This is a genomic window from Massilia sp. CT11-108 (genome assembly GCF_047302915.1).
In the GTDB taxonomy this organism is placed as follows: Bacteria; Pseudomonadota; Gammaproteobacteria; order Burkholderiales; family Burkholderiaceae_D; genus Telluria; species Telluria orientalis.
The window spans coordinates 1-601 of sequence record NZ_JBKYMO010001153.1 but is presented as its reverse complement, the minus strand read 5'-3'; the positions used below and the strand labels follow the sequence as shown (position 1 = coordinate 601).

1 protein-coding gene is annotated in these 601 nt (G+C 70.5%); it reads right to left on the bottom strand.

Annotation, left to right across the window (positions count from 1 at the left end; genetic code table 11):
* Positions 1–601: MFS transporter (locus tag ACEN88_RS33695; protein ID WP_413346698.1), on the bottom strand; the 601-nt coding region annotated here is incomplete at both ends.

The window sequence follows — 601 nt, the reverse complement described above, 5'->3', positions numbered from 1 at the left end:
CTTCAACAGCGCCGCCGCGCGCGACGGCGCTGTTGAAGCCGGACGCGACACCCGTGTGATGGGCGTCCACGGACGACAGCACGGCCGTCGTCAGCGGCGCCGCCACGCACGCCATGCCGACGGCGATGACGAGGATGGCGGGCAGCACGGTCGAGGCATAGCCGCCGTCGCCGATGCGCGTGCCCAGCAGGAATCCGCCCGCGACGATGAGCGCGCCGATCGATAACGGTAGCCGCGCCCCGTGGCTGCCGGCTACCTTGCCCATCAATGGAGAACCGATCGCGAGGACGATGGGAAACGGCAGCAGCGCCGCGCCCGCCTGCTTCGCCGAATACTGCAGCGCCTGGATCAGCACGAACGGCACGAGCAGCATCAGCGCGCCGAGGGCGCCGTAGAGCAGGAACGTCATCAGGTTCAGGCCGGAAAAGCTGCTCGATCCGAACAGTGTCAATGGCAGCATCGCCTTCTCGCCCGCCCGCCGCTCCGCCCACAGGAACCCCAGCAGCACGAGCACGCCGGCCGCCATCGCGCCGCCGGATGCGGCCGTCACGCCCTTGTCGGCCGATGCCGCCGCCAGGCCCCACGTCAAGCAGCCCAGGCC